Source organism: Mucilaginibacter sp. A3364 (assembly GCF_059690715.1).
Map to the genome: position 1 here is coordinate 1,302,946 of NZ_JCAWED010000001.1, position 19,106 is coordinate 1,322,051.

Genomic DNA, 19,106 nt, shown 5'->3' on the forward strand with positions numbered 1-19,106 from the left:
ACCAGGTTTTAAATATTGTGTGCTTATGAATTTAATTTATTTCGAAGTATGAAATAAATGGCGTCGAAAATATCAGGAAGTCTGCTGTTTAAGTCTGGCGGATTTTGTTTTCTTCTTCGTCTTTTTACGGCGCCCCCACCAAATCAAAAAGCCGGTTACAGGCAACGAAGCGCAGAAAAGTGTGATGAGGCAAACAATTATTTTAGAAGGCAGACCGTAAATACTTCCGGTATGGATGCCGTAGTTTGAGTTTTGCCATTTTACCGCGGTAGTTTTATTTTGCTGCAGTGTTTGTTTCTCCAGCATGCCGGTATTAGCGTTATACTCAAAATCGTCGCCCTCGGCCCACAGGCTATGGTCGTTAAAGCTGATGTAGGCGTATATTTTACGGTCGGCAGGTTTGGTATCGGCCGGAGAGATGCCTACGTAAACTTCCGTCCAGCTTTTACGTTTGTTTAGCGCATTATTAAAGGCTATATCAATTGGGTTAGCGGCAGGATCAACAACAGGTTTTGGTGCAACTTTTTGCTGGGTGGTGCCCATGGTTTTGTAGTCATCGCCCAGTATCTTATAAAAGCCGGCTGCCCACCATTTAAAACTCCAAAGCAAGCCGGTAACCACCAGCAGCAATATCAAGATAAAAGAGTAGAAGCCACCAACGTTGTGTATATCATAGTTTTTACGGCGCCATTTAGCATCCCATTTTACGCTGAAGCGTTGCTTTAAAGCCGCTTTGTTTTTGGGCCACCATAATATCAAACCTGTTATTACCGAAACCAGTAAAACCAGTGACGCTATACCTATAAACAAATGCCCAACCGCATAGCGCAATAGCATTTGCTGGTGAATAACACGACACAAATAGATCCAGTTATAACGCATATCAATAACACCACGAACTTTGCCGGTATATTGATCGATATAAACCTGTGTATAGTATTGATATTCGGAAAAGAAGGTTATCCCATCAGGCTTTTCTTTGCCTTTAAAGGCGGTAAATACAAAGGCCTTATTATCATCGCGGGCAATTTCAACACCTGTTACATGCTGGCCTTTGGGCATCGCCGCGTCGGCCAGGGTATAAAGTTTGGATACAGGCAGCTTTTGTGTGCCTACCTTTTCAACAAAAACCTGGTCGTGAAAAAAAACTTCAGCCAGCTCTTCATTAAAAGTGAATATAGCGGCAGGTATCAGGTTGATGGTTAAAATGAATCCGGCAATAAAACCCAGCCATAGGTGTAGCAAGCTGGCAATTTTTTTAAACGACATGTGAGAGAAGACCTGTTTTGCCGCAAAGAAAGGCCTTATTTATAATAAATCCAAATAAGAATATGGTAGATCGTATCGCTAAACTACTTTCACAGGGTGCTTATGCTCATCAATAGCTACAAAAGTAAACGTGCCGGTAATTGCTTTATCGCGTACCTCGGCGTACATTTCTTCTATATATATATCCACACTCACTTTTAAACTGGTGTTGCCCACATGGCTTATTTTGCCTACCAGTTCAATAATAGTTCCGCCCGGTATGGGTTTGTTAAAATCAATCCTGTCGGATGATACGGTCACCATACGTTTGCGGCTAAATCGTGTAGCCGTGATAAAAGCTACCTCATCCATTAAAGCCATAGCCGTACCGCCAAACAAGGTGTCGTAGTGGTTGGTAGTGTTGGGGAAAACTGTTTTAAAAATGCGGGTTTCGGCCTTTTGGATACGTTCTTCAATGGTCATAGGGGCAATATACGGCAAATAGCACAGCTGCTTTTATTAATGTTGAATTAATTCATTAACCCTAAAAATTATTAAATTATTTTTGGCGCAGGTCAATACAAAAAATAAAACACCTATGGATAGGTTAGCGGCTTATAATAAACTAAACAGGTCTTTCAAAAAGAAGTACATTTTTAACTTCGGATCGGAGGGGGGCTTCTATTCCGAGTTTAATAATATGGTGTTTGGTATGATCTATTGCCTTAAGTATCAATACCGGTTTGTTTTATATTCAGAAAACTCAAAATTTAAGATAGACAAAGGCTGGGACGATTTTTTTGAGCCTTTTTGCGATAGCGTGCAGGGCGATTTTCATAAGCGCTTTAACAAACGCATGGATCCGCCTAAAATTAAAATCAAAAACGCGTTGGAGTGGTACCTGTTTAAGCTGTTCGGAAAAAATTTTTACTTAACCTACCAGCTTTTTAACCTGTTTTTTAATAAGGATTTTGAACAGGAACAATTTGATTTTCCTGAACTGGGTTTAAAAGGTAATTTAAGGGATGTATCGCGAGAGATCGTAAAGATGATATACCGCTTTAACGAGCCTACCGAACGGGAGGTTAGAGCCATGGTAGCAAGCCTTAATTTGCCGGTAAATTATGCTTCGGTAAATATACGCCGGGGCGATAAGGATACCGAGTTTAGCTTTATGCCCACTGATGTTTACATGAACAAACTGGCAGAGGTAAGCACTTTAACCGACGTATTTGTACTTACAGATGATTACACGGTGATGGACTACCTGGAAGGAAAATATCCGCATATCCAGTTTTATACATTGGCGAAAAAGGAAGAGCGCGGTTATGTACATTCTGATTTTGCGAAGCAGGACGAATCCAAAAAGAAGACCGACCTGATCAAACTTTTCGCTTCGCTTGAAGTAATGCGATACTCGGACATTGCCGTGGGGACTTTTACCACTAACCCGGGTACATTTTTAGGTATGACCATGCCCGAGGAAAGCTTTGTAAGTGTACAAAAACGATCATGGTATCAGTTTGAAGAAGATGATGTGCAGGATTATATCGTAAAATAATCGATCTCCGTTTATCTTTCCACAATCCTTGCAGCCGCTGCGCCGGTTATTTACTTTCGCCTCCCTGAGCTATTATGAAAGTAATTATTGCGGAAAAACCATCGGTAGGGCGCGAAATAGCCCGTGTATTTGGCGCCACCAAGCGGCACGAAGGCTATATTGAGGGCGAAGGATACTCGTTTACCTGGGCTTTTGGGCACTTATTGCAGCTGGCCGCCCCGCAGGAATACGGCTATTATGGCTGGAACGTGCAAAACCTGCCCATGCTACCTGCTAAATTCAAGTTGGCTGTCCGCAAGGTGAAAACCAAGGACGGTATGGTTGATGATCCCGGCGTTAAAAAACAGCTGGATATCATCAAAAAATTATTTGACGAAGCCACCGAGATCATCGTAGCAACGGATGCCGGGCGAGAGGGCGAATTGATCTTTCGCTATATCTATTACTATTTAAAATGCAAGAAACCCTTCAGGAGACTATGGATATCCTCACAAACTGATGAGGCGATTAAAGATGGTTTTCGTAACCTGAAGCCGGGGGCTGATTATGACACACTTTTCAATTCGGCGCACTGCCGCTCGCAGTCTGATTGGTTAGTGGGGATGAATGCTACGCAGGCCTTGAGTTTGGCATCGGGCAATAAAGGCGTGCTTTCATTAGGCCGGGTACAAACGCCAACGCTGGCCATGATCTGTGCCCGCTATTTGGAGAACAAAAACTTTGTACCGCAGCCGTATTTCCAGGTAATGATCATGCCTGATAAAGGCGGCCAGGTATTCAAAGCCATATCCGACAAAAATTATAAAACCAAGGAAGAAGCACAGGTGATACTGGATGCCGTGCTGGCGACGGGTAATATTGCCTCGGTAGAAGCGAAACCCCGCAAGGAACCACCGCCATTGCTGCACGATTTGAGCAGCCTGCAACAGGAAGCCAACAAACGCAAAGGTTTTACTGCGGATCAAACCTTAGGTATCCTTCAAAATTTATACGAAGGCAAACTCGTTACCTATCCACGTACGGGCAGCCGTTATATTGGCGATGATGTGTTTGCCGAAGTGCCGGGCCTCATCGGTAAGCTGACCGATCATCCGCAGTTTGGGCAGCAGGCACAGTTTTTAGGTACGGCTAAGTTGAGCAAACGAAGCGTTAACGCCAAAAAGGTGACGGATCACCACGCGGTATTAACTACAGGCGTAGCACCATACCAATTAACGCCCGATCAGCAGGCTGTTTATGATATGGTAGCGGGGAGGATGCTGGAAGCTTTTCACCAGGATTGTATCAAGGAGATCACCAAGATCACTGTAGTATCCGGCTCAAAATTTATGGCGAGCGGTACTGTGATACAAACCGCAGGCTGGCGTGCCGTTTTTAACGATAAAGACGAGGAGCAAAAGGATGATGAGAACGCCACGCTGCCTAAGGTGATACAAGGCGAAGATCTGCCCATCGCCGAAAAGGCCGTATTGGAAAAACAAACCAAGCCCAAGCCGCTTTATAACGAGGCATCATTGTTAAAAGCCCTGGAAACCGCAGGCAAGGAAATAGAGGACGAAGAACTCCGCGAAGCGATGAAAGCAGGAGGCCTAGGTACTCCCGCCACTCGGGCTGCTATTATCGAAACCCTACTAACCCGCAACTACATCATCCGCCAGAAAAAGAACCTGGTGCCTACCGAAACCGGCCTTTCTGTTTACAACATAGTAAAAGACCAGCGCATAGCCCAGGCCGCCCTTACCGGCGAGTGGGAGAAACGATTGGAAGAAATTCGCTCGGGGGCCTCGATAGAAACCTTCCAGGCCGAGATCCGCGATTATACCCGCTCGGTAACCGAAGAGCTGCTGCGCAGTGGAACGGTGATGAAAGCGTCCTGATATTAGGAACAATCGGCAGAAAACAATACATTTAAAAACCGATTATTTGAAACCATAATACCCATGAGGAAATTCCTTTTTGTTTGCTGTATGCTGGCTGTGGGCCTGCAATTCAGCTTCGCGCAAAGCGCAGATAAAACTTTTACCAACCCTATACCTGTAAAATTTGGTGACCCCTACATTTTACACACCAACAACCAGTACTACATGTATGGCACCGGCGATGGCGCGCGTAAAGGTTTTAAAGCCTATTCATCGGCAGATATGGTGAACTGGAAGCCGCTGGGCCAGGTTTACACCGCTAACGAAAAATCATGGGGCATCAATGCCTTTTGGGCACCCGAGGTTTACGAGGTAAAAGGCAAATACTACATGTTTTACAGCGCGCAGTGGAAAAACAACCCAACCAACGAACTGGAGAACTTTAAAATAGGCGTGGCTGTGGCCGATAAGCCGGAAGGCCCCTTTGTTGATTTTTCGGACAAACCGGTTTTTGATCCGGGTTATCCTATTATTGATGCTAACCTGTTTTTTGATACCAATGGCCGCATTTACATGTATTATTCGCGCTGCTGCTATAAACATGCTGTTGAGAGCGATGTAGCCACCATGGCTAAAAAGAACGGCTGGTATAACGAAATTGAAGAAAGCTGGATATACGGCGTTGAAATTAAGCCCGATTTTAGCGGCGTCATTGGCGAACCGGTATTAATATTGCGTCCGCCCGTTAGTGACAAAGATAAACAAGCCGAGTGGGAGAGCCGTTCGGTTACCGCCCGCGAGGCCAACCGCCGCTGGACGGAAGGATCGGTTACATTTAAAAAAGGAAACTTATACTACATGATGTATTCGGCTAACTTCTTCGGCGGGCAAAATTATGCGGTGGGTTATGCTACGGCTAAATCGCCGCTTGGTCCTTATGTCAAAGCAAGTAACAATCCTATCCTGCAAAAAAATACAGCACAAGGCGGCAGCGTAACCGGCACCGGGCATAACAGTATTACTTATTCGCCTGATGGTAAGGAGATGTATTGCGTTTATCACGCACGTACTACCGCCACAGGTAATGAGCGGGTAGTGTTTATTGATAAAATGACTGTTAACAATGGCAAGGTTACTATAGCCGGGCCAACCACCACAGCACAGGCATTACCATCGGGAGTAGCGAAGTAGTTTGGTGTTAATTGAGGATAAGCAGCGTTGTGTTGATCACATCCTCAAAAAAAGCGCGCTCGTTTGTAGACTTTACAGAGACCTGCATGCCCTTAACCGTGTTCCCCAGGAAACGCGCCAGGGCTTGCGGGTCTTTTGCTTTATCCAGTTCGCCTCTTTGCTGGCCCTGGGTTAGTACTTTAAGAAACGCTTCCTCCAGTTGTCGCTCATTTTGGCATATCAGTTTGCTCACCTCTTCGTCGTGTGCGGCAAGTTCAACGCCTGCATTTACGATGAAGCAGCCCTTACGCTGCTCATCGCCCAGTAAATTGCCCACTACCATATTAAGCAAACTCCTGATCGCTTCTTTTGCTGATGGCGCTTCACTGATCAAAGTGCACATCTGGCTGCCTGAACCCGCTCCATAAGCTTTTAAAGCCTTTATGTACAATTGGTGCTTATCACCAAAAGTATCATACAAACTTGAGCGACTAATACCCAGGCCATCCACCAGCTCCTGCATGGAGGTGCCGTTATAACCCTTGTCCCAAAAAAGGCATACCGCCTTTTGTAGTACTTCCTGCTCGTCAAAATCTTTGTTTCTGGCCATAAACTATAAAAGCCCGCTTTAGGCGGGCAATTTACGCATTTTTAATGCAATTAATTAACGCAGGCCGCCGCTGGCAATCAGGGTTTCGCCGGTTAACCAGCCTGAGTCATCAGATGCCAGGAATACCGCTATAGGCGAAATATCATCAGGCACGCCAATACGGCCTAGTGGAACTTGTGCTTCCAATTGTTTCTGGAAATCGCTGCCAATAAAGCCGGCTGTGTGCGTTCCTTCGGTTTCAACCATGCCCGGGTTAATGGCATTCACGCGTATTTTTTTAGCGCCCAGTTCTTTTGATAATACTTGTGTTATACCATCAACGGCGGCTTTTGTACCGGTATAAACCGCGCTCTCGGCAGGGGTAATGCGGGTAACGGTAGAGCTGATGTTGATGATGCTTCCGCCACGTTCGCCAAAGCTTTTAACCGCGCCTTGGGTTACTAATAATAAACCCAACACATTGGTATTAAACTGGCGGTGGAAGTGTTCTTCGGTAATGGCATCAATGGCACCAAATTCATACACACCGGCATTGTTTACCAATATGTCAATATCACCATAAGCGGTTTTAGTTTCGGCAAACAGGCGTGCTACATCGTCGGCTTTGGCTACGTCGCCTTGTACAGCCACGGCTTTACCACCCGCGGCCACAATATCGGCCACTACTTTTTCTGCACCCGCTGCTGATGACGCATAATTAACCACAACCGCTGCACCTTCGGCGGCTAAACTTTTTGCAATACCTGCACCAATACCTTTTGATGCGCCTGTTACTACTGCTACTTTATTTTCTAACTTTTTCATGTTCTTGTTTTTATTTTGGAATGAATGGTCCAAATGTAAAACACTTTTTGGAATAATCGTTCCGAAATAAAATTTTATGGATTTGGGATGACAAATGGAGAGTGCAGTATGTCTCAAACGCTGGTAGTACCTAAAAAAAAATTAAATATTTTGTAAGGAGTGATTCCTGTAAGCGACCAAGTAAGAAATTAAATCAACTAAAGATGAAAAATTTAAGATCAGCGGCCCTGGTGGCCATTATGGTAGCGGGTTTAGCCGCAAGCGGACAAGCACAGGACAAGATGTCGAAAATGAAAAAAGACACTTCAAAAATGTCCAAAATGGATCACAAAAAACCAATGCAAAAAATGGACAAGAAAATGTCCAAAATGAAAAAAGACACCACTAAGAAAATGTAATTACCCGGCCGGCAGATCAAAGCTGCCGGCCCTTTTATCAACAACATGAAAAGATTTTTATATACCCTTTTAACCGGTCTGCTTTTAGTAAGTAGTTCGGCATTTGCACAATACCCTGCTAAACCAACCGATATTAGTCCCTTATTGATCGGCGAACAAATACCGGCTGTTAAACTACCTGCTGCTGATGGCAACCCGGTTGATCTTCGTACCCGCGTAGCGGAAAAACCGACCATTTTAATTTTTTACCGTGGCGGATGGTGCCCTTATTGTAACAAAGAGCTAGCCGGCTTGCAAGCCGCGCAGACAGACCTGGTGAAGCTAGGTTACCAGCTGATAGCCATTAGCACAGATAGCCCGGAAAACCTTAGTAAAAGCGTTACTAAGCATCAGTTGGGTTATACGTTATTGTCTGACGCTGATCTGGCAGTTTCAAAAGCGTTTGGCTTGGCTTACCAGGCACCTACAGCTTACGCCAAGACCCTTGCCGACGGCTCGGCCGGTAAAAACACAGATAAGCTATTGCCGGTACCTTCGGTGTTTATATTGGATCAAAAGGGTAAAATTCAGTTTGAATATATTAACCCTGATTTTACGCAGCGTATTAGTTCGGGTTTATTAAAATCTGTAGCTGCGGCCGTGAAATGAGCAGGATATTATTGATATGGTTATTCACCGGGTTGGCGTTCGTGCAGCCCGGTGTTCGTTTTACGCAAAGCGATGTTACCGCTGCGCTAAAGATGGCGAAGAAGTTACACAAACCGGTGTTTATTGACGCCTACGCTGATTGGTGTGCACCTTGTCGCGAAATGAAGGCAACTACTTTTCGCGACAAGCGAATAACTACCTATTTTAACAGCCATTACGTTAATGCGTCTATTAATATTGAAAAAGGAGATGGGCCGGCGTTTGCGGAAAGATATGGTATAACCATTTATCCCACGCTGTTATGGTTAGACGAGCAGGGCAATGTGATTCAAAAAGTAGAAGGTTTTGTTGACGCGCCTACGTTGTATAAGGCATTGAATAGCAAATAAATAAATTAGCTTTGAGTAAATACTAATGTTAGTGAACCATACACTCAACGAAAAAGATACGCTACAGCCCCAACTATGGGTAAGCCGCCATGCCGACTACCTATATAGCTATGCTGTTAGCCGCTTGAATGATGAAGAACAGGCGCGCGACCTGGTGCAGGAAACTTTTTTGGCGGCGCTTGAAAGAACAGGCGGTTTTCGTGGCGATAGCAGTGAGCGTACCTGGCTTACTGCTATCCTTAAATATAAGGTGATTGATTGTTACCGTAAACAGGCCCGCACAGCCGGTACCGTAGCCGGCGAGGAAGAGTTTTTTGAAGCCGAGTTGCATCACTGGAAAAAAGAACATTGGCCGCTACCATTCGGTGTAGAAGAGCATGACCCATTGCACAACAAAGAGTTTATGGGCATACTGCAAAAATGCATGGAACGTTTGCCGCCGCTGTGGTTGTCGGTATTTAGGATGAAGCATATGGATGACGAAGGCACGGAGCAGATCTGCGAAGCTTTACGGCTAACATCGGGCAATTTTTGGGTCATCATCCATCGCGCCAAGGTTAATTTACGATCGTGTTTACAAAAAAACTGGCTGTGAAAATGGAAAATCGTTTAAAAAAAATCGCTTATAACTGCCGCCAGGCCACGCTGCTTATTGAAAAAAAGCAAAGCGAAAAACTTAGTTTAAAAGAGAAACTGGAGTTGAAAATTCATTTAACAGGCTGTTCTATCTGCCGCACTTACGAGCGCCAAAGCATATTGATCAACCAAATGATGCGCAATCTGTTTACTAAGCGCGAGGGCAATGTTCACCTGGATCCAACCTTCAAGGCATCGCTGCAAAGTAAGATCGAAGAAAAACTGAAAGATGAAGATCGTTAAAGAAAAACATCCGCTGGTAATGCGCTGGACGCACTGGGTCAATTTTCCGTTACTGGCAATTATGATCTGGAGCGGTTTGCTTATTTATTGGGCCAATGACGTGTATACAGTCACCATCTTTGGGCACACGTTCGTTCGTTTCTTTCCACAGTGGTTTTATGATGCGCTGCATATCCCGCAGCGACTATCAGAGGGAATGGCTTTTCATTTCCTGTTTATGTGGTTTTTTACGCTGAACGGGATCTTTTATGTGCTGTACACCGCCATATCCGGCCAATGGCGACACCTGCTACCCAACAGGCATTCGTTTAAAGAAGCCTGGCTGGTTTTGCTGCACGATCTGCATATCAGAAAATCGGCCCCGCCACAAAATAAATATAATGCCGCGCAGCGGATAGCCTATACTGCTATAGTACTGATGGGAGCCGGATCTGTAATTACAGGCCTGGCTATTTACAAACCTGTACAATTTAATTGGCTGGTTTGGTTAATGGGCGGCTATCATTTGGCGCGTATATGGCACTTTGTGCTTACCATTGGTTATGTATTTTTCTTTTTGATACATGTGATACAGGTTATGCTGGCGGGCTGGAACAATTTCCGCGCGGTGATCTCGGGCTTTGAGTTTAAATTGATTGCCGGGAGGCGAAAACGAAGAAAAGCCACACTGGTTACAGCGCAGCAGATAAGGCGCCGTAATTTCATCTCGTTTGGCATATTTGGGGCGATGGGCGTTACCGCCTACGGCGGTTGGAAATGGCTATACAACGCCGCCGATGAAGTGCCCGGCGTTACAGCGGGCACGCGTGAACCATTACGGCGCGCGCTCAATCAAACAGAATTATTCTTTCGCCGGCTGGCATTTAATGAAAGCCATTTGGTAAAAACTTACCCGGTACAAATGGCAGTGAAAAAGGTACGCCATAATGAAGATATCGGATCAGAAGGGGACATAGACGCAGACGATTGGCGTTTGGAGGTGATCAAAAAAAACGGGCAAAAGCTACTGATCAGTTTAGAGCAGCTGAGGGCATTACCCAAAACCGACCTGGTATTTGATTTTAAGTGTGTAGAGGGCTGGGATCAGATACAGCACTGGGGCGGTTTAACAATGATGGATTTTATAAAGCATTTTGGCCTTGAGCACGAAGTGAAATCAGCTTACATGGGCTTAATGACGCCTGATAAGCAATATTACATAGGTTTGGATATGCCAAGCGCCATACACCCGCAAACGCTGCTGGCTTACGAAATGAACGGCAGGCCCTTGCCCGCACAGCACGGTAAACCGCTTCGCCTTATCATCCCGGTAAAGTATGGTATCAAAAACCTAAAACGCATAGGTACTATCACATTCAGTGATCATCGTCCGCCGGATTACTGGGCTGAGCAGGGGTATGATTATTATTCGGGGTTATGATGATGCCGCCTTGCATCAAGCACTAAGTGAAATTTTACAAAGTTTACATTTTTATTTACTATCAAAATTCGTCAGGCAAATAGATGTCCGGGTAGCTTTGCTATATCAATTTTAAAAGGAAATGAAAAATAGGAAAAATGTTTTTTACGCTTTGGCCGTCGCGTTAGTTGGCGTAATTTATTTTACGGTACAGGCTCAGCCCAAAAAAGACACTCATCGCCCCAGCTTTTCGGGCGAATGGCAGGCCGAAGAATCGATAAGTATGGGTGGTAATATTGTTTGTTGCTATAATGATGGCGATAGGATGCGATCAAAAACCATGCGAATAGTAGACCAGGGAAAGTTTATGACGGTACAAGCGCAGCAAGACTCGTCTATGACCCCAAATTTTGCCACAAGCCGCGAGAAAATGACCTTTGACGGTAAAGCAAGCCAAATTGATGGTGGGCACGGAAAAGGAAAGAAGTTTACCGTAAAGTTATCGGCTGATGGAAAAACGGTGACTATTAACTCAAGCCTTTACGTAACGATACAGAATAAAAAAGAATTTTTTAACGTAACCGAGGTTTGGACGTTGAGCAACGATGGCCGGTCTATTTCTGTACAGGCTAAAGCAAAATCGGCCTCATCCTTGTTTGGTGAGGAGCGTTTGTGGGAGACCATATTTAATAAAGTAAGTTAATAACTTTTGCCACTTTACCACCGCGCATCCCCGCGTTAGTGATAGGAGCGGATACCGGCCACTTCGAGGGCCTCAGTGCAGGCGCCGCGCTTAAGGCCTGCAGGCGTATAAGCGTATAGCATGGGCCGCAGGCAACGCCCATGTAAATAAACAAAAGCCGCTCACTGTATTACAGAGGGCGGCTTTTGTTTTGTGCGCAGCAAAGCGTTTTCTGTGGTGGTTTAAAAGGTTTGGGATATGATCATTCTTAAATAAAGGTGTAATAGGTGTTCGTTCGCCACCTTTCCGAACACCCCGAACACTCCGAACAAACGAACAATATTATTTTAAAGATTTCTCTTGTTTTATAAAGATTTTTCTTTATATTTGTAATGAATATAACCCTCACTCGTAGTACTTCCCTACGCATTGTATAATTCAATTTTGGGTGTTCGGCCTGTTTTAGCCGTTCGGTTCTGTTTCGAACGAACACCACAAACACTTACATAACATACCAGTTGCCGCTTACCACGCGCAAGCACAGCCTTACCTACTGTAGGTGCTGTAGGAGGGGTATTTTATTAAAAATCTGCAAATTTTTAATCCTACCATACCATGAATTTTGATGAACTAAACCAATCAACCCCACAAGCGGCCATTGCGGCGCTTAAAGCCGAATGCGAGCAATGGCAGCAAGACATGCAAAACCTTGAGCAAAGCGACGACCTTTTCCGCATACGAAGCGCCAACACCTGGCTTGCCGAAGCCGCCAGTCACGAAGTACCTAAAATGCTTTTTGATAAATTTTGGTACGAGGGCGAACTATGCATCTTGTTTGCTGATAGTAACCTGGGCAAATCCATACTTGCCGTGCAAATTGCCAACTCTATAAACCGTGGTGTGCCCATTGCACCGTTTGAGTTCGAGGGTGAAGCCCAACCGGTATTGTATTACGATTTTGAGCTTACCAGCAAACAGCTTGAAGCACGCTATAGCCACGAGTTTGCCGATCATTACCGCTTTCGCGATGACCTTTTCCGTGGCCAGCTGCATGACATGGAACTTCCTGAAGGCTTCAACAACTTTAACCAGTACCTTAACTATGCTTTAGAGCGATCTATCAAACAAACCAAGGCCAAGGTGATAGTGATTGATAACATTACCTATTTAGGTACCGAGAACGAGCAAGCCAAGGATGCGCTGCCGCTGATGAAGCACCTTAAATCGTTAAAAAACCAGTACGGCCTGAGCATATTGGTACTGGCCCACACCCCAAAGCGCGACATGACCCAACCCATTACCCGTAATGATTTGCAGGGCAGTAAAATGCTGATGAACTTTTGCGACAGCTCGTTTGCCATTGGCGAAAGCCAGGTTGACAACAGCGTGCGTTACCTTAAGCAAATAAAACAACGTAACACCGAGCAGGTTTACGGTGCCGATAAGGTATGCCTGTTTGCCATAACCAAACCCCACAACTTTTTGCAGTACGAGTTTTTAAGCTACGGTAAAGAGTGGGAACACCTAAGCAAGCGCAACGAAGCCATGAATGAAAAAATGGTGGAACAAGCCGTTGCCCTTAAAGAAGAAGGCAAAAGCCTGCGCGAAATTGCCGCCCTGCTTGGCATCCACTTTGCCAAGGTTGACCGCATGCTGAAAGCTGCGGCTCAAAAAAGCCTTTATTAACCCAAAAGGTGTTCGTTTGCTCAAGGCCCGAACACTTCGAACAAACGAACACTTCTCTCCACCTAATCAGCAATGAGTACCCATCGTTACATCCTGCAACCTTACGTAAGCCCGCGTACCCGCTTTACCTGCCCGGCATGCGGCGAGCATAAAAAGTTTACCCGCTATATTGACGCGCACACCAACACCCACCTGGCCGACCATGTGGGCAAGTGCGACCGCCTTGATCATTGTAATTACCATTACACGCCCAGGCAATACTTTGCCGCCAACCCCAATGCAAAACCAAAAGGCTTTAAGCCCGAATGGATACCTCCGCCAGCAGTAAAGCCAAGCACCATACCGCACGAAATGGTTTATAAAACCCTGAAACGCTACGGCAAAAATTACTTTGTGCAGTTTTTGTACAACCTGTTTGATGACAGAACGGTGTTTAGGCTGATAGACGATTACCACATAGGCACCTCAAAACGCTGGCCCGGCGCTACCATTTTTTGGCAGGTTGACCGCGACGACAAGGTGCGCACCGGCAAAATTATGCTGTACGACGGCCTAACCGGCAAGCGCGTTAAAGAACCTTACGCGCACATTACATGGGTGCATACGTTGTTGAGTCAAAAGTCTGAAGTCGGTAGTCAAAAGTCATCAAGCGCCGACCCCGGACTTTCGACTACAGACTTCAGACTAAAACAATGCTTCTTCGGCGAACACCTTTTAGACGATAACCACAACAACATGGTATGTATTGTGGAGAGCGAGAAAACAGCCATACTGGCATCGGCCTACTTGCCGCAGTATTGCTGGCTTGCCGCAGGCAGCCTGGAAGGCTTAACGTTTGAAAAATGCAAGGCCCTGCACGGCCGCGAAGTGCTGCTTTTCCCCGATGCCGGCGCGGCCTACACCAAGTGGGAACAACGCATGCAACAACTGCAAACGCGCCTGCCCGGTACCGAGTTCCGCATGGCCCGCTACCACGGCGACCCGCATAAATATAACGGCATTGATATAGCCGATTGGTTGCTGGGGTTTAAGGTGGTGTAGATGTTTGGGGTGTTCGAAGTGTTTGGTTGGGGGGCGAACGAACAGAAAGGAGACGATGGTTCGAGCCTCTCCGGGGGCACCACGCTCATCACGCGTCATTGCGAGGTACGAAGCAATCTCTACGAAGAACAAGCAGCTTAACCACAAGCGGGGACGCTTGCGGGAGCGAGAGAGCGGGTTTTGTACAATTTAATAATTATCTTTTGGAACTTTCAGGAGCAAAATCATTATCGCAATTAGGTTCTTCAGGAACCATGAATGTACATTATCAACAAGCAGTGAGACCTCCTGTTACGATATATAAATATAAACCCAATTAAGAAGATGAAGATAAAAATTGTAAGCATTATTTTATTGTTGCTGGCTGTCAATGCCAGTGCACAAAATATTATTGACAGCACCAACATTAATTGTATTAGTAAAACGAAAAATGTCAATGAAATATTAAGAAAGTTTAAAACAATGCATTTGACGAATCGACGATACAGTATTCGTGACAACAAACAGACACCGAAGGATGTGGTTAATTTTTTGAATAACGACTTCAATACTAATCTGTTTAATCAATTTTGTTTTATAGAATCTACAAATTTTCAAATAATAGGTGATGACTATACTCATTTGGGAATTATATCGATGTCCTTTCGTCGAGATTCTGATTTAAAAAAAGCTATAGATATTATAAAAAAATCTAAACGAAAAAATTTCCGACTCAAGGTCTTAACGAAATTTGTAATGTTGGAAAAAAGAGAAAACTTAATATTAGTGTTCTCCGAAACACCTGATAATAAATTAATAGCACAATATTTGACTGATATATCTAAATAAACTCGTCCTACTGGTCGAAGTTTACAATTTCGTCCTAAAATATTTCATGCTTACAGCTACAAGCCCAACCAAACGGTTGGGCTTTTTCATTACATCCAAACTTACTTTCCTTCACGAAAACACTACCTTAGCGTACTTCGGTACCCCCGAAGGGCGCGTTCTTTCAAATAGCGGAACCTTACAAAACCAATACATCATTACCGACCAGCAAGGCAATGCCCGGGTTACTTTTATTAACGATGGCGGCAGTGCTAAGGTTATTCAGGAGAATAGTTATTATGCTTTTGGGTTGATAATGACGGGTGGGATTGCACCCGGTACTAACCCTAACAAAAACCTGTACAACGGAGGCAGTGAATTGCAGGATGATTTTGGTGATGTGCCGGCTTTGATGCAAACTTTCTATCGTAACTACGACCAGGCATTGGGCAGATGGACTGGGGTTGACCCTGATATGGAAGCCTCGGTGTCCTTATCTGTTTACAGCTATTCTGGCAATAATCCTATAATTTTTAATGATCCGTTAGGGAACCTACTTACGCCGGGTGAAGATGGCAGGTATAGAACACGCTTTGAATCAGTTCAAAGTGATTATGAACTTGCTTCTTACGTAGCTTTTGGTGGTGGTGGCGGGTATTTCACGCCGGGCTATATGCGGCATTGGATGATCAGGCGAAGCTAACTCCAAATTATGGTGATTTTTGGGAAACTTTTATAAATGATCGTTCTCAAGACCATTTCACTGGCTACGAAGTTCAGCAAGCTTATTCTGCTTACAATAGCTTTACAAACGGTGTAGTACTTGATGAAGTTAAAATCAACATTAATAGCAGTAACCGTGAGTCATCTATATTAAAGAAAACACGTGCAAGTTATGACGCTTATTGGGAGAGTCAGGCGGGCGAAAGTATCTGGAGTAAAATCTGGAATAGTGAGGCTATGAGAGGAACAATTCCTGATATGATTAATTTAAACATAAACTATTCGCTTGTTTTTGGTGGTGGTAACGGAGCAAGTCATGAAGTGCACTTTTTGCTAAGAGGACCTGATGCCGGAATCTATTCGTCGTATAAATTATCGCAGCGAGTTGGATTATACGCCGATCTTTCAGCAGGGGTTTCAGGAAGTAGACATTTATCATTAAATGCTAATGATATAAGATATCCAGACTATTTAGGAAGCGGAATTGAACTAGGGGGAAAAATGCTTGGAGGGGCGACCGTTTCTGTATCGAACACTGGCTACCAACCTACTTGGATAACAACGGGGGTAAGTGGAGGATTATCTTTAGGCGGTTATCTCGGTATTAGTCAGACATATCCAATTATGGGTCAAAAGTTTTAATAAATATTATGGAAAAATTTAAAATGAAGTTAACAGTAATTATAATAATCATTATCGCTGGCGCGATAGTATCTGCGATGGTAAAATTTTATTATTTTGATATTTACCTAATGTCGCTAAAGGGAAAAGTAAATGCTGTTAGGACAGATATAAAACAAGCGATGTATGTCACGGTCAAGAACGAGGAACACAATTTAGCACATTTTTGGCCTCGATTACAATCGAATGTTCAAGTAGGTGATTCTTTATACAAAAGGGCAAGTCAATATGATATAATTTTAGTGAAAGCAAAATCAGGAAAGGAAATAATCTGTCACTTTAGAGAATAATACGCACTTTGACCTTTGTGTCTGTAGTGTTTCTGTTGTCCGTAGTGTGTCCGCTGTCCGAATGTCTCCGACTTCGGACGACTATGCTACCGAAGCGATAAATTAATTAATACAAAGTCCAACCCACCCGGTTGGGCTTTTTCATTTCCTACATCTTACCTTTAAAAACAGTACCTTAGCGTACTTCGGTAACCCCGAAGGGCGCGTTCTTTCAAATAGCGGAACCTTACAAAGCCAATACATCATTACCAATCAACAGGACGTGACTTATAAATATTGTCAGCTTACGTGAAGATTACTACGCTAACGCTCTCAATAACGTGCGGAGTGGACTGTTCGCCCCGTTCAAAGTGTTCGCCATGGTAACGAACGAACAGGCCGGGGGCATTACGGCACAGGCCCGCATGCAACGCCAACATAAATGAAAAAAGCCGCTTTCTGCGTGACAGAAAAGCGGCTTTTTGTTTGTGCGCCCACCTGGGCTCGAACCAGGGACCAAAAGATTATGAGTCTTCTACTCTAACCAACTGAGCTATAGGCGCAGATAAAACGTATCCGTTTTACGGCTGCAATTTTACGAATTAACCGCCAATTTACAAAACCTTATTTTATTAATTATATAGGTGGCTTTTACACAGTTGCTTAATATTTAATTTACCCTGAAAAAATATTATGCAATCGATTGCAAAGTGCGAAAATTTTTATAATATTTGCCTCAGCAGGCCATTGGGAGTGGCCTGCGAAAATTATAAATAGCTACACTTAACCAATTTAAATGAAAGTTTTTTCACGTAAAGCAGTATTGTTGATGGTGCTGACTGCAACACTTGTGGGTTCGGCAAACGCACAGGTAAATGCCGATGCCTCAAACTTAAAGGCATTGCAACAAAAGTTTATCGACCTGAGGTTTGGTATGTTCATTCACTTCAACATTCCAACTTATACCGATGCAGACTGGCCTGATCCCGAAGCATCGCCGGCGCTGTTCAATCCTAAAAAGTTAAATGCCGACCAATGGGCCAAAGCCGCCAAATCTGCCAACATGACCTACGGTTGCTTAACTACCAAGCACCACAGCGGCTTTTGTATCTGGGATACCAAAAGCACGGATTATAATGTGATGAACAGTCCTTTTAAACGCGATGTGGTGAAGGAGTATGTTGATGCTTTCCGCAAAAATGGTTTAAAGGTGATGTTGTATTATTCTATCCTGGATACGCATCACAAAATTAGGCCTAACCAGATACAGCCAGGCCATATTGAAATGGTGAAAACCCAGATAACCGAATTGCTAACCAAATATGGTAAGATAGAGGCTTTGGTTATTGATGGCTGGGATGCGCCGTGGTCGCGCATTAGCTATGATGATATCCCGTTTGAGGATATTTATCACCTGGTAAAAAAACTACAGCCCGAGTGTTTAATTATGGACCTGAACGGTGCCAAATACCCTAAGCTGGGTATGTATTATACCGATATTAAAACTTACGAAATGGGCGCCGGTCAGCGTATGGACGCGGGCAGCAACACCATGCCGGCACTGGCTTGTTTGCCTATACAAAGCTCATGGTTCTGGAAATCTGATTTCCCGACCACTGCGGTAAAAACTACCGAAAGCCTGGTTAGCCAGCTAAAAACTTTGAATGCTGATCGTTGTAATTTTATATTGAATGTGGCGCCAAACAAAGATGGTTTGTTTGATGATAACGCCATTGCGGGCTTGAAAGCGATTGGCGATGCCTGGAAGAATGAGGGGCCGCTGGCTGCACTGCCTGATCTGGACGCACCTATTATTTCATCAAACCTGGCTATTAACAAGCCCGCCAATTCAAGCTGGAGCGATGATATGAACATTAGTGATTTTGCTAACGATGACAGTTTTAACACGTCGTGGACATCGAGCCCGACCGTGAAGGAGCCATGGCTGGAAATAAGCTTTAAAAGCGAAACCGCCATCAACACCATCGCTATAGCCGAACGCCGCGCCAACATTAATAAATACAAACTGGAGTATTTTGCCGCGGGCGAGTGGAAGCCGATTTTGGATGGCGACAAAACAAGTAATATTAAAATACATCGTTTTAATCGCGTATGGGCCAATAAGGTGCGTATTAAAATAGTAGGTTATAGCCGTACGCCATCAATAGCCGAGTTGCAGGTTTACAACGAACAGCGCTAATTTTACGATTAACCCCTTGTAAATTTTGTAATTACAACATGAACTGTATTTT

Annotated in this window: 21 protein-coding genes and 1 tRNA gene; 17 read left to right on the plus strand and 5 right to left on the minus strand. The window is 44.4% G+C overall.

All coding sequences use genetic code 11. The features are described from left to right. Positions 1-72: 72 nt before the first annotated feature. The gene (locus AC59JT_RS05640; RefSeq protein ID WP_497396639.1) at positions 73-1,269 is read right to left on the minus strand and encodes a PepSY-associated TM helix domain-containing protein; all 1,197 of its coding nucleotides are present in this window, start codon (positions 1,267-1,269) and stop codon (positions 73-75) included. Between the two features lie 78 nt (positions 1,270-1,347). Continuing rightward, positions 1,348-1,731 (minus strand): acyl-CoA thioesterase, encoded by a 384-nt coding sequence (locus tag AC59JT_RS05645; protein ID WP_497396640.1) that lies wholly within the window; start codon positions 1,729-1,731, stop codon positions 1,348-1,350. A 115-nt stretch (positions 1,732-1,846) separates the two neighbouring features. On the opposite strand from AC59JT_RS05645, the gene AC59JT_RS05650 reads away from it, so the two are divergent. The 3 genes from AC59JT_RS05650 to AC59JT_RS05660 all read left to right on the plus strand — a co-directional run bounded on the left by AC59JT_RS05650 (position 1,847) and on the right by AC59JT_RS05660 (position 5,859). Next, positions 1,847-2,809, plus strand: coding sequence for a hypothetical protein (locus tag AC59JT_RS05650; RefSeq protein ID WP_497396641.1), 963 nt, complete (start codon positions 1,847-1,849; stop codon positions 2,807-2,809). A gap of 74 nt (positions 2,810-2,883) precedes the next feature. Beyond that, on the plus strand, positions 2,884-4,686 hold the full coding sequence (gene topB / locus AC59JT_RS05655; RefSeq protein ID WP_497396642.1) for a DNA topoisomerase III: 1,803 nt from the start codon (positions 2,884-2,886) through the stop codon (positions 4,684-4,686). Positions 4,687-4,749: 63 nt separating this feature from the next. Continuing rightward, positions 4,750-5,859 (plus strand): glycoside hydrolase family 43 protein, encoded by a 1,110-nt coding sequence (locus AC59JT_RS05660; protein ID WP_497396643.1) that lies wholly within the window; start codon positions 4,750-4,752, stop codon positions 5,857-5,859. Positions 5,860-5,866: 7 nt separating this feature from the next. Here AC59JT_RS05660 and AC59JT_RS05665 read toward each other — a convergent pair whose 3' ends face one another. After that, positions 5,867-6,448, minus strand: coding sequence for a TetR/AcrR family transcriptional regulator (locus tag AC59JT_RS05665; RefSeq protein ID WP_497396644.1), 582 nt, complete (start codon positions 6,446-6,448; stop codon positions 5,867-5,869). Between the two features lie 54 nt (positions 6,449-6,502). Beyond that, positions 6,503-7,252 carry an SDR family NAD(P)-dependent oxidoreductase gene (locus tag AC59JT_RS05670; protein WP_497396645.1) on the minus strand — a complete coding sequence of 250 codons (750 nt, stop codon included), beginning with the start codon at positions 7,250-7,252 and terminating at the stop codon, positions 6,503-6,505. Between the two features lie 203 nt (positions 7,253-7,455). Between AC59JT_RS05670 and AC59JT_RS05675 the strand changes: the two genes are divergently transcribed. The 13 genes from AC59JT_RS05675 to AC59JT_RS05735 all read left to right on the plus strand — a co-directional run bounded on the left by AC59JT_RS05675 (position 7,456) and on the right by AC59JT_RS05735 (position 16,875). Beyond that, positions 7,456-7,650 carry a hypothetical protein gene (locus tag AC59JT_RS05675; RefSeq protein ID WP_497396647.1) on the plus strand — a complete coding sequence of 65 codons (195 nt, stop codon included), beginning with the start codon at positions 7,456-7,458 and terminating at the stop codon, positions 7,648-7,650. Positions 7,651-7,695: 45 nt separating this feature from the next. Continuing rightward, complete coding sequence (locus tag AC59JT_RS05680) at positions 7,696-8,298, plus strand: peroxiredoxin-like family protein (protein WP_497396649.1); 603 nt, start codon at positions 7,696-7,698, stop codon at positions 8,296-8,298. Continuing rightward, on the plus strand, positions 8,295-8,687 hold the full coding sequence (locus tag AC59JT_RS05685) for a thioredoxin family protein (RefSeq protein WP_497396651.1): 393 nt from the start codon (positions 8,295-8,297) through the stop codon (positions 8,685-8,687). The genes AC59JT_RS05680 and AC59JT_RS05685 overlap by 4 nt, the downstream gene beginning before the upstream one ends. 31 nt (positions 8,688-8,718) lie before the next feature. Then, positions 8,719-9,282: a sigma-70 family RNA polymerase sigma factor gene (locus AC59JT_RS05690; RefSeq protein WP_497396652.1), complete on the plus strand. Its 564-nt coding sequence runs from the start codon at positions 8,719-8,721 to the stop codon at positions 9,280-9,282. A gap of 2 nt (positions 9,283-9,284) precedes the next feature. Beyond that, on the plus strand, positions 9,285-9,566 hold the full coding sequence (locus tag AC59JT_RS05695; protein WP_497396654.1) for an anti-sigma factor family protein: 282 nt from the start codon (positions 9,285-9,287) through the stop codon (positions 9,564-9,566). Then, the gene (locus AC59JT_RS05700; RefSeq protein ID WP_497396656.1) at positions 9,553-10,986 is read left to right on the plus strand and encodes a molybdopterin-dependent oxidoreductase; all 1,434 of its coding nucleotides are present in this window, start codon (positions 9,553-9,555) and stop codon (positions 10,984-10,986) included. The genes AC59JT_RS05695 and AC59JT_RS05700 overlap by 14 nt, the downstream gene beginning before the upstream one ends. 121 nt (positions 10,987-11,107) lie before the next feature. Beyond that, positions 11,108-11,668 carry a hypothetical protein gene (locus AC59JT_RS05705; RefSeq protein ID WP_497396658.1) on the plus strand — a complete coding sequence of 187 codons (561 nt, stop codon included), beginning with the start codon at positions 11,108-11,110 and terminating at the stop codon, positions 11,666-11,668. A gap of 594 nt (positions 11,669-12,262) precedes the next feature. Next, entirely contained in the window at positions 12,263-13,333 is a 1,071-nt protein-coding gene (locus AC59JT_RS05710) for an AAA family ATPase (protein ID WP_497396660.1), read from the plus strand. A 72-nt stretch (positions 13,334-13,405) separates the two neighbouring features. After that, a complete protein-coding gene (locus AC59JT_RS05715; RefSeq protein WP_497396662.1) occupies positions 13,406-14,374 on the plus strand; it encodes a DUF6371 domain-containing protein in 969 nt (322 codons plus the stop codon). 324 nt (positions 14,375-14,698) lie between these two features. Next, positions 14,699-15,202 (plus strand): hypothetical protein, encoded by a 504-nt coding sequence (locus AC59JT_RS05720; protein WP_497396664.1) that lies wholly within the window; start codon positions 14,699-14,701, stop codon positions 15,200-15,202. 46 nt (positions 15,203-15,248) lie between these two features. Next, positions 15,249-15,884, plus strand: coding sequence for an RHS repeat-associated core domain-containing protein (locus tag AC59JT_RS05725; RefSeq protein WP_497396666.1), 636 nt, complete (start codon positions 15,249-15,251; stop codon positions 15,882-15,884). Then, positions 15,863-16,546: a hypothetical protein gene (locus AC59JT_RS05730; protein ID WP_497396668.1), complete on the plus strand. Its 684-nt coding sequence runs from the start codon at positions 15,863-15,865 to the stop codon at positions 16,544-16,546. The genes AC59JT_RS05725 and AC59JT_RS05730 overlap by 22 nt, the downstream gene beginning before the upstream one ends. A gap of 8 nt (positions 16,547-16,554) precedes the next feature. Further along, on the plus strand, positions 16,555-16,875 hold the full coding sequence (locus AC59JT_RS05735) for a hypothetical protein (RefSeq protein ID WP_497396670.1): 321 nt from the start codon (positions 16,555-16,557) through the stop codon (positions 16,873-16,875). 468 nt (positions 16,876-17,343) lie between these two features. On the opposite strand, the gene AC59JT_RS05740 is transcribed toward AC59JT_RS05735, so the two are convergent. Then, a tRNA-Ile gene (locus AC59JT_RS05740) sits at positions 17,344-17,417 on the minus strand. A 233-nt stretch (positions 17,418-17,650) separates the two neighbouring features. Between AC59JT_RS05740 and AC59JT_RS05745 the strand changes: the two genes are divergently transcribed. Then, positions 17,651-19,054 (plus strand): alpha-L-fucosidase, encoded by a 1,404-nt coding sequence (locus tag AC59JT_RS05745; protein WP_497396672.1) that lies wholly within the window; start codon positions 17,651-17,653, stop codon positions 19,052-19,054. Positions 19,055-19,106: the final 52 nt, after the last annotated feature.